10 protein-coding genes are annotated in these 11,176 nt (G+C 24.7%); 8 read left to right on the top strand and 2 right to left on the bottom strand.

Going from position 1 to position 11,176, the window contains the following annotated elements; genetic code table 11:
* Positions 1–162 precede the first annotated feature (162 nt).
* Positions 163–954, top strand: coding sequence for an endonuclease III domain-containing protein (locus MBCUR_RS08745; RefSeq protein WP_067092530.1), 792 nt, complete (start codon positions 163–165; stop codon positions 952–954).
* Between the two features lie 75 nt (positions 955–1,029).
* Here the strand turns inward: MBCUR_RS08745 and MBCUR_RS08740 are convergent, their stop codons facing one another.
* Both MBCUR_RS08740 and MBCUR_RS08735 read right to left on the bottom strand, forming a co-directional pair.
* Complete coding sequence (locus tag MBCUR_RS08740; protein WP_067092529.1) at positions 1,030–1,917, bottom strand: MBL fold metallo-hydrolase; 888 nt, start codon at positions 1,915–1,917, stop codon at positions 1,030–1,032.
* A gap of 181 nt (positions 1,918–2,098) precedes the next feature.
* A complete protein-coding gene (locus MBCUR_RS08735; protein ID WP_067092528.1) occupies positions 2,099–3,058 on the bottom strand; it encodes an MJ0548 connectase family domain-containing protein in 960 nt (319 codons plus the stop codon).
* Between the two features lie 493 nt (positions 3,059–3,551).
* Here MBCUR_RS08735 and rbr point away from each other — a divergent pair, with 493 nt between their 5' ends.
* From rbr to MBCUR_RS08700, 7 genes are all read left to right on the top strand, one after another.
* Complete coding sequence (gene rbr / locus MBCUR_RS08730) at positions 3,552–4,124, top strand: rubrerythrin (protein ID WP_067092527.1); 573 nt, start codon at positions 3,552–3,554, stop codon at positions 4,122–4,124.
* Between the two features lie 239 nt (positions 4,125–4,363).
* Entirely contained in the window at positions 4,364–4,744 is a 381-nt protein-coding gene (locus MBCUR_RS08725; protein WP_067092526.1) for a desulfoferrodoxin, read from the top strand.
* A 582-nt stretch (positions 4,745–5,326) separates the two neighbouring features.
* The gene (locus MBCUR_RS08720) at positions 5,327–5,824 is read left to right on the top strand and encodes a hypothetical protein (protein ID WP_067092525.1); all 498 of its coding nucleotides are present in this window, start codon (positions 5,327–5,329) and stop codon (positions 5,822–5,824) included.
* Positions 5,825–5,961: 137 nt separating this feature from the next.
* Positions 5,962–8,187: a DHH family phosphoesterase gene (locus MBCUR_RS08715; protein ID WP_067092524.1), complete on the top strand. Its 2,226-nt coding sequence runs from the start codon at positions 5,962–5,964 to the stop codon at positions 8,185–8,187.
* A 617-nt stretch (positions 8,188–8,804) separates the two neighbouring features.
* Positions 8,805–9,482, top strand: a complete 678-nt coding sequence (locus MBCUR_RS08710) for a TIGR00266 family protein (protein WP_067092523.1) — start codon at positions 8,805–8,807, stop codon at positions 9,480–9,482.
* Positions 9,483–9,650: 168 nt separating this feature from the next.
* Positions 9,651–10,238, top strand: a complete 588-nt coding sequence (locus tag MBCUR_RS08705; RefSeq protein WP_067092522.1) for a DUF4389 domain-containing protein — start codon at positions 9,651–9,653, stop codon at positions 10,236–10,238.
* A gap of 67 nt (positions 10,239–10,305) precedes the next feature.
* On the top strand, positions 10,306–10,929 hold the full coding sequence (locus MBCUR_RS08700) for a hypothetical protein (protein ID WP_067092521.1): 624 nt from the start codon (positions 10,306–10,308) through the stop codon (positions 10,927–10,929).
* Positions 10,930–11,176: the final 247 nt, after the last annotated feature.

The raw sequence follows: 11,176 nt of genomic DNA, 5'->3' as shown, positions 1-11,176 counted from the left end.
TACTTATATTTTGCTTAATATTATTAAATATTTTTATATTATTTCAATTCTTATTTAAATTTCTTTAAATTTCTAAAAAATATTTTTATAATTTATTAATGAATATTTAAAAAAAAATTGTATAAAATGTTTATTGTGGAAAATAAAAAAAGAGAAAAAAATATGAAAAAAAGAATAAATACAATAAAACAAATTTATGATAAGCTATTAGAAACTTATTCTTATCAAGGATGGTGGCCATTATTTAATCTTAAAGAAAAAAACATGGTAAAAAGTTATTTAAATGAAAATAATCTTGAGGATAATATTGAAAATAATATTGAAAATAAAAAAAATGAAAATGAAAAAATAATAAATGGATATCATCCTAAGGATTACTCTTATCCTAAAACAGAAATAGAACAGTTTGAAATAATTCTTGGAACAATATTAACACAAAATACAAACTGGACATCTGTTGAAAAGTCAATAAATAATTTAAATAAATTAACAGGAAAAACAAATGCTGAAAATATATTAAAAATAGCTAAAAATAAAGAAAATGATTTTAAAGAAGCCATTAAGTCCTCAAGATATGCAAATCAAAAATATAACTACATTATAAATATTTCTAATTTTTACATTAATCTTAATGGCAGAACACCAAAAAGGAGTGAATTACTAGAAGTTAAAGGTGTGGGAAATGAAACTGCAGATTCAATTTTACTTTATGGATATAAAAAAGGAGAATTTGTAGTTGATGCTTATACTCGCAGAATATTTGAATTTTTAGGACATATAAACAAAAAAGATTCATATGCTAAAGTAAAAGAGCTATTTGAATCAAATTTAAAAAATAATTATAAAGTTTTTCAAGAATATCATGGTTTAATAGTGGAACATGGAAAGAATTATTATTCAAAAAAACCATATGCATCTAAAGATCGTGTTCTAAATGAATTTAAACTAAAATAATCAATACCAAACCAAATAATCAATATCAACCTAAATAATCAATACCAAACCAAATAATCAATATCGTCCTAATAATCAATATGAATCCAATTTTTTCTGTTTATTGTCTATATTGCGATTATTAGAATGTTTAAAACCATTATTATGTTTAAATCTATCATTCAAATGAATTAATTCATAAGAGCCATCAAGATTGATATTGTCTAAATTAATTCTCATTCCATCAAAAGCAGCTATTGTATCTATTCCTGTTTCTTCTTGGATAAAATCCGCTTCTTTTTGAGGATTGGCTTGGATGATTTTGAATCCAAAATGAGTCATAATAGCAAGTTTAGGTTGAATTTCTTCAACTAGTTTTAAAAAATCTTCACTTCCCATATGTCCTCTAATTCTTCTTCCAGCAGGTCTTAAAACACTAGCTATTAAAATATCTGCATTTTTATGATATTCAGATAAGTCATCGAAGTATTTAGTATCTGAAGTATATGAAATTTTTAGATTACCATCATCAATTTGAAATCCAATCCCTGATGGATCACCATGAATTGTTTTAGTTCCTTTTATACTAAATCCCTCAAAGCTTCTCTTTGAGTTTGAATCTAAGATAATATTAGATGACAATGATTTATGATATTTAGAAATACATGGACCCCATTTTTCATATCCATCGATAGCACTTTTACTACCTATGATTAAACCTGTTTCTTTAGTCATTCCTCTAGTCATAGCTTCTATTAATATTTCTCCATCAGTGTAATGGTCGGTGTGTGCATGAGAAATAAAAATACCATCCAATGATGAAGGATTTAATCCAAATTGATATGAACGAACTAATGCTCCAGGTCCAGGGTCAAAATGAAAGTTTAATCCTGCCAAATCATCAATTCTAAACCCTCCAGTCATTCTTTTTTGACTGATCGTGGTAAATCTTCCACCACCGCTTCCTAAAAAACTTAAATCCATTTAATCCCATCTTATTAATATGAATACAAAAAACACAACAAAACACTATGAAAATAAAAAGCACTATGAAAATAAAATACTAATTACTAAAACATCTACAAATAAATAAAATAGCTAATAAAATAATTAATAAAATAATTAATAAATAAAATTTAAAAATTTAAATTTAAACTCAAATTCATTATACAGAAGTCAAAATTATATCACAGTTTAAAGGAGTCTTATTTCTTTCAATTACGATTATTTCATTTTCTATTAAAATTTTATCTCCTAATTTAACAATATTTTCTTGAGTATTATTTGAATTATGGGTTTTAATAGAATCTTCTCCTAAAAACATTAGTGCTTCTTCATTTGGTTTCACTAATAACTTCCATCTTGTATTGTATGCTTGAACATTATAATTTAACTTAACATAAATGAAATTATTCTTTATTTTAGAAACAACTCCAATATATCCCTCATTAATAATTTTTGAAGCTATTTTAATTTCTTCTGATTTATCAAAAAGATCTTGAGTTAACTTATCCCTAAATTTAACTAAAAGTTTAATATCTACCTTAACTAGGTCATCTAAATATTTTTGTGCTTCTTCTTTAGAGAATTTCGGAGTTTTAACTAATACATCAAATTCATTACCAATTGATGGAGTTTTTAAGTGAATTTTAGATAAGATCCTAGTAAAAATATCTCCCATGTATTTTAAACTTACATCTGCTTTGAATTCTTTAGATAAGAAGTCGTTAGCTAAAGATTTAGTGATTTTATTTCCAAATATTATTATAGAAGAATCACCTTTATCTAAATTACTAATATTTGATCCTTCTAATTCAATGATTTGATAAGCATTTGTTGTTGCATAAATCCTCTTTCTCATTGCTTTATGAGTACTCTTTGTACTAACTTCTGCAACTAAAGAACTTTCTAATGACCTTATCTTAGATTCTTTGTCACTTATTTTTAATGATACATTTAATAAGTTTGCAGTCTTTTTAAGTTCCTCATCATTTTCTAAATCTCCAGAATACAACTTGTCTTCAAGAGATTCAATGTCTTCTTTATCACCAAAATAAGAAATTCTTCTTTTATCAGCTACCATTACACATCCTTTTTTTCCAACATAAGCGATAATTAAACTCATACTAACCCCAATAATTAATCAAATAGAGAAATATTTAAAAATCATGAATAGAACTTAAATAAATAAAAAATAAATAAAAAATTTCTTAACTTAACAGCAATGCATAAATTTAGTAAAGTATATAAATTTTGAATATCATATTATAAATGTTATAGTATTATTTAAAATAATATTTGATTTAAAATAATATTTGAATGTTGATTAAATTTTAAATATTAAAATATTTAATATTTTTGAGAATTAATCATTTTAATTTTCATTTATGATTCTTATTGCTATTATTATTTGCTATTATTATAATTATTATGGCATTTTATTATAAGAATTTATATAATATATAAAAAAATAATATACTAAAAAAATTTTTCTTAATAAAATTCTTAAAATAAAAATCTTAAAATTATACTTCTTAATAATATGATTCTTAAAAATATATAATATTTATGATTTATTTATGATTTAAAAAAATAATAAACTTAAAATAGGTGATTTAATGTCAAAAACTTTGGAAAACTTAACTAAAGCTTTTATAGGTGAAAGTCAAGCAAGAAATAGATATACTATCTATTCTAAAACAGCTACAAAAGAAGGATATCCTCAAATATCTGATATATTTTTATTAACTGCTGAAAATGAACGCGAGCATGCAAAATGGTTATTTAAAATGATAAATGAAATCAAAGAAAATGATAACCCTGTTATTGTTGAAGCTGACAGTCCAAATATTTTAAATGATACAGTGTCAAATTTAAAAGCAGCTATTGGTGGGGAACACTTTGAAACTAGTGAAATGTATCCAGAATTTGCTAAAATAGCTAAAGAAGAAGGATACAACGAAATTTCAGCAAGGTTAGAATCTATTGGTCAAGCAGAAGCTCACCATGAAAAAAGATTCCAAATTTTACTTGATAACTTAGAAAAAGGAACTTTATTTGAAAAAGAAGAAAAGGTTACTTGGTTGTGTCAAAAATGTGGATTTACACTTGAAAACAATAAACCTCCAGTCAAATGTCCTTCTTGTGACCACCCAACTAAATACTTTGAAATTACTACTGATTCATATTAGTAATATTAAAAATAATTAACACTCATGTGTACTTATTGTTACAATTTCAATAGTTGTGTGTATGCAATCATTTAAACTTAATATTGAATAAATTTAAGTGAATATTTAATAGAATTATATTAAAAATATTATAAGACAATTAAATACATTTGTTAATGTTTTTGCATTGATAAGGATACATGAGGGATAATTAAATAATCAAATAATAAATACATATGATTTTATAAAAAGGTGAAAAAATGACAAAATTAAATGAATTATACAGATGTAAAGTTTGTAAAAATATAGTAGAAGTTGTATTAGAAAGTGATGGAATTTTAGTCTGCCATGACCAGCCTATGGAACTTTTAGAAGAAAGACAACTCGAAGAAGGCGGAATCAAACATATTCCGCTAATTGAAAAAAAAGAAGATAAAGTTATCGTAAAAGTAGGTGAAGTAGCACATCCAATGGAAGAAGAACATTATATAGCTATTGTTGAGTTAATAGTAAATGGAAAAGTTTTTAGAAAATTTTTAAATCCTGGAGATGCACCAGTAGCAGAATTTGAAGTTTCTGGTGATGCTGGTGAATTAAAAGCTCGTGAATATTGTACTGTTCATGGTCTTTGGCCATCTTAGTCAAAATATAAATAAATCTTTTATTTTTAAATAAATTTTCCTCTGCAAAAATTAATTTTTGATTCTTCTAAAAGAAATTTATTTTGAAAATATATTATTAAATTTTTTATATTTTATTTTATTCTTTATTTAACTTTTTTATTTATAATTATATCTTTAAATTCTATAAATTCTAACTAATTTCATTTTAAATCATTTTTAATTATTCTAATTCGATTTATTCTAAAAAATATCATTATTAAGAAGCTGTGCGATGATTATTTTTTGTAAAAACATATATTTAATTAAAATATGTTAAAATGTATATAAATTATTAATACCTATTTTTATAAAAAATAAATATTTAAAAATAATTATTTTTACTAAATAGACATTAATATTAATTAAAACAAAATTTTATTGAATAATTATATTTATTTTTACAATAAAATTTACTATAACTTTATAAACCCAATTTTAGCTTAATTAACTAAATTTAGAAACTTAGATTTTCGAGTTGTTACACAGCCATTTTAAAAAAAACACACAGACATTCTAAATTAAATTATAGAATACTTTGAAAATTAAAACTATCTGATTTTTATGGAAAAAAAAATAATAATAGCTATTTCTTTAATATCTGTTTTAATGGTAAGTGGATGTATTAGTCTTTCATCAATTACAATGAACAATCTACTTCCTGATTTAAGTAACAACATAATTGAAGGAGATAAATCATTTAATAATGCAGTTGAGCTTACAAATTCAAAAAATTATGAATTGGCAGATGAAGAAATATCTACAGCAGTTTCATATTTTATCAATGCACAAAATACTCTAAAATCTCTTAATAAAGAAGTTAAAAACTCTAATGATAGTACTTACAAAAAATATATTGAAATAATACAAGAAGAAGTAAACTTAAAAAAAGAAAGTGCAGATAGTCTTGAAACAGCAATTAAGTTTTACATTGCAAAAGATAACAAAGAAGGAAATACTTATGTTAAAAATGCAAACAATTTAATGAATAAAGCAATTAAACTCCAAAAAGAAAGAGAGTTAATTGTAAAAAATAATCTTAGTAAATTTAAATTAGAATAGTCTAAAAGAGCAAAAATTCCTATTTTTAGAATTCAAATATCATATAATTAATACATTATTAAATAACTTCATATATCAAAATACTAAGAAAATTATCATCAATATGTATCAAAATAAGTAATAAACTGAGGTAAAAAATGGAATCAAAATGTCCACATTGTAAAGGAAAAGGAAAGATAGCTAAAGAAACCAAAGTTTGTCCAAAATGTAATGGAAGTGGATATGAAAAGTCCTTTGAAATTAAAGACCAATTTAAAGGGGTAAATAGCAAATCTAGTGCAAAATTTGATTTAGAAAGTGAACATGAGGTTCCATGTAAAACATGCAAAGGAAAAGGAAAGGTTAGCATAGTGACCAAATGTACCCATTGTAAGGGAACTGGTACTATCAACCAGTGCAAAATCTGTGGAAAAGTATTAGAAAAAGGTGATTTATGTGGAGAATGTGAAATGAAAGAAAAAGAAATTCAAATAGCTAAAGAAAAAGAAGCCAAAAAATTAGAAAAAAAAACAGTTTTTGCTCTTGATGGATTAATAGAAATGAGTGATTTAGAAATTGGACCAGTATACAAAGGAAAAATTTCAAGAACAGAAAAATATGGTGCATTTGTCTCATTAAACAATAATGTCTGGGGATTGATGAGAATTAGAAATCATGGATATGAAGTTGGGGAAGAAGTTTTTGTCAAAGTTACTGAAATAAAGTTAAAAGAGAGACAAATAGATTTAAAACCAATGGCTGTTTTAGGAAAGTATAATTTAAAAGTTCTTAAAAAAAATATTAATAGAACAAAAATTGAAAATCTTCAATCAAAATTAGGCAAAATGACTAAAATTCAAGGAGAGATAATTCAAATACAACAAACTTCTGGTCCAACAATATTTATAATTAGCGATGAGACTTCTATTTGTGAAATAGCTGCATTTAACGAGGCAGGAGTAAGAGTTTATCCAGAATTAGATGTTGGAGACATTGTAAATGTTATTGGAGAAGTTAACGAAAGAAATGGTCAAATTCAAATTGAATCTGAGTCAATAGAATCTTTAAGCGGTGAAGATGAAGAAAAAATAAGAATTATAATAGATAATGCTTTAGATGAAAGATCCACTCCAGAAGAAGTTGAATTTTTAATTAAAAGCGATATTTTAGATAAATTAAAGCCAAAAATTTATCTTGCAGCTAAAAAAATTAAACGAGCTATTTTAGATGGTAGATCTATTCTTGTAAGGCATCATGCAGATGCAGATGGAATAACTGCAGGAATAGCTATGGAAAAAGCTGTTATTCCTATTTTAAATGAACTTAATCCTAGTAGTGACTCCCAGTGGCATTACTTTAAAAGATCTCCAAGTAAAGCACCATTTTATGAGCTTGAAGATGTTGTAAAAGACCTATCATTTGCTCTTGAAGATCGTGAGAGGCATGGTCAAAAGTTACCATTAATTGTTTTGCTTGATAATGGTTCTACTGAAGAAGATGTTCTTGCATTAATGAAAGCAAAGATTTATGACATTGAAATAGTAGTCATTGATCATCATTTTCCTGGAGAAGTTATTGATGGAAAAGTTGAGGTTGATGAGTATGTTGATGTTCATGTAAACCCTTATCTTGTTGGTGGAGACTCACAACTAACTGCTGGTGCATTATCAACTGAAGTTGCCCATGTTCTAAATCCAAAAATAAAAGATTTATGTCTACACTTACCTGCAATAGCTGCCTTAGGGGATCATGCAAGTTCAAAAGAAGCAGACCAATATATAGAATTAGCTAGTGAAAAAGGTTATACTAAAGAGGATTTAGATAAAATTGCTGCATGTGTTGATTTTGAAGCATACTATCTTAGATTTATGAATGGTAGAGGAATAATGGATACCATAATTGGTGTAGGTAATATAGATAAGCATGAAAAATTAGTTGATGCATTGTTTAAGGAATATAATAAACGTGTTGAGACTCAACTTAAAGCAACTCTCCCAAATTTAAAAACTGAAAGATTTGATAATGATTTAATCTTTAACCAATTAGATGTTGAAAAATATGCTCATCGTTTTACTTTCCCTGCTCCAGGTAAAACCTGTGGTTTTGTCCATGATAGTGTGGTTAAAAAGAATGGTGAAGATAAAACAATTTTAACCCTTTCCTATGGACCAGATTTTGCTGTAATAAGGGCAACAGAAAAAGTCAATAAAGTATTTGGTTTTAATTTAAATGAAATTATTAAAATCCTTGCAGAAAAGATTCCAAATGCAGGAATTGATGGTGGAGGTCATGAAGTTGCAGGTTCTATTAAATTCTTAGAAGGGCTATCAGATGAAGTTTTAAACACATTCAAAGAAGAACTTAAAGGAATGACACCAAAATAAATTAATTATCGTAAAATAATAAGAATAATAATAAGTAGTGTAATTATAGTTAGTAAAATAATTAAATAAATAAAGAAATTAAAAAAGCATTTAATTAAATTATACTTATAAATTATGCTTATAAAAAATTGGAAAAATTTCTATAAAAATGGCCATAAAAATATAATTAGGTAAAAATAAAAAAAGAGTTTAAAAAAATCTTTCTAAATTTTTAACTAATCTAAGTATTTTCCAAAATCATAATTAATTGCCTAAAACAAAGATTTAAGATAAACAATAAAACATTAATAATTTATATTTTGAATAATATATAAAAGTTTTGATAAAAAAATTTTAAGTATATTTATATAAGTTATAATAAAAAAAATAATATTGTCTATAAATTAAAGACTAAATAAATTAAAGACAATATTACTTATTAAATTATAAAATAATATTGTCTTAATTAAGATTAAATATACTAAAATCATGAAAATTATAGAATATTAAGAAATTAAATGAAGTAATAAAAAAATGGATAATAGAAAATAAAATTAATATAAAGTAAAATAATATAGAGTAAAATTCATTTTAAAAATAAACTTCAATAATTTTAAAAATAAATAGAAGGTAATATCATGGATTATGAAATAAAAGGTGGAAATTTTCCAATAGTTCTTTGTAAATTAAACAAAGGAGAAGTAATGAAAAATGAAAGTGGATCTATGGCTGTTATGACATCTGGAATTGAAATGTCAACTAGTACTGGCGGAGGAATTCTAAAGGGGCTAGGAAGGGCATTGGCTGGAGATTCAATATTTTTGAATTTTTACACTGCCAATGAAGATAATCAAGAAATTGGATTTTCAAGCAGTTTTGCTGGAGAAATACTTACATTTGATTTAACTGGTGGAAAAGACATAATAGCTCAAAAAAGTGCCTTTTTAGCTTCTGAAGAAGGAGTAAATGTTGAAATGTTTTTTAGAAAAAACTTAGGTGCAGGTATTTTTGGAGGTGAAGGATTTATTCTTCAAAAATTTTCAGGTGAGGGAACTGTGTTTTTAGAAATTGATGGTGGTATAATTGAATATGATTTAGAAGAAGGAGAAAAACTAATCATTGACCAAGGACATCTTGCTGCAATGGAAGACACTGTTGATTTTGATATTCAAAGAGTAAAAGGTGTTAAAAACATAGTTTTTGGAGGAGAAGGATTATTTTTAGGAACTTTAACTGGTCCTGGAAAAGTATATCTTCAAACCATGCCACTTAGTGGGTTTGTTAAATCAATTATGCCTCTCTTACCTAATGATTAATAAAACTAAGTAATAAAAATAATATTAACATATATTTAAAACTTTAAAATGAAATAAAAAGTTAGATAATGACCTTTTTATTAAATGAAATTATAAACTAAAAATAAAAAATTTAATTTCATTTGTTAACAATAAAAAAAAAAGAATTTAATAACGGAGGAAAAATAAATGGAAGAATATTTAATATATGAAGAACAGGCAAGCCGTGCAGAATTGATTGTAAGGATTTTCTACTCAATAGGTATTGAAATAGTACAAGGATTATATGGTATTTTAGCAGGAGTAGTATATTTTATTCAATGGATACTAATTCTGATTTTAGGTGAAAGAAGTGAAATTTTAACAAATGTATTAATAGGTTATACTGAATATTGTGTTCAAACAATTGCATATAGATCCTTAGTTACAGATAAAAGACCAGGTTTATTACCAAAGGAATTAAAAGTTTATTTAAACTTAGAAGAATACTTAATATTTGAAAAAGAAGCAAGTAGAGTTGAATTAATTGTTAGAATATTTTACAGCATTCCAATTTCAATAGTATTATATCTTTATGCTATATTATATTCCATCTGTTTTGACATTCAATGGATTGCTGTTTTAATAACTGGAAAAAGATTTAAAGAACTAGATGGTGTTTTAAAAGGATTTGCTAAATACTGGATACAAGTTATAGCTTATTTAATGTTAGTTACTGATGAAAGACCAGAGATTACTCCTAAAGATCTTGATGTTAGTTTAGAAATTTTTGAATAACAAAACAATTAAAGCTTAAATTAGTAAAAAATTAATTTAAATGGCTATTTAAAAAAATGGTGAAAAAATGGTAGATGACAATATACTTGAAAATACTTCCCAAAGCAGTTCAAAACCAAGAAGCCCACCAATACCAAAGATAACTAAAAGAAACCATGTTATAATTGGTGCCGTTTTATCTGTGGTTTCAGTAATTTTATGTATTGTGCTATTAGTAAGCATTATAACCCTTGCAGGAGTAGCTACAAATGGATATGGATATGAAAATATAGATTTCATAAGTTCTGGAGGTTCTGTAACTGTTGATGGTGAAAAAATTAACATTCCTACTGGGTTTGAAGCAACTAACTCCTCAACTAGCGATAAAATTTATCTAACTAAAGGTGAAGACCATATTACAGTTTATTCGGTAAATGATGATTCTGCAAAGGATTATGCTGGAGAATATACGAGTAAAATAAAAATTAGTGGATTAAGTGGTGGATTAACCATTTATAGCTCCAAGAAAGTGAGTGTACCAATTAATGATATAAACATTGATAACATCGACTTTTCAAATGTTGATGAACTTGAAAATGTAACTTACTACACCCAATATGTCTTTGATTATAATGATAAAGTTTTTGTAATAGATATTGACGACAATATTAAAAACCATAAAGCAATAATCCAAGAAATTTTAGGAATTTAAATAAATGTTTACAATTTAAAAATATATATTAAATTAGATTTTTTAAACAAGATTTCTTTAAATAATTTTGAAAATAATTTTTAACTTAAATAAAAAATTCATATTTTATAGTCTTGAAAAAAAACTTTTGAATTAATAGTTTGTTGAAATATTTATTTTAAAAAATAAGTTTATATTATGTCTAATTTTTAAAATAATCACTTATAATTTAATTATATAAAAAAATATTTATTATAATTATTTAATT

The organism is Methanobrevibacter curvatus, from assembly GCF_001639295.1.
Lineage (GTDB): Archaea > Methanobacteriota > Methanobacteria > Methanobacteriales > Methanobacteriaceae > Methanoflexus > Methanoflexus curvatus.
This window is presented reverse-complemented; position numbering and strand designations above follow the sequence as displayed.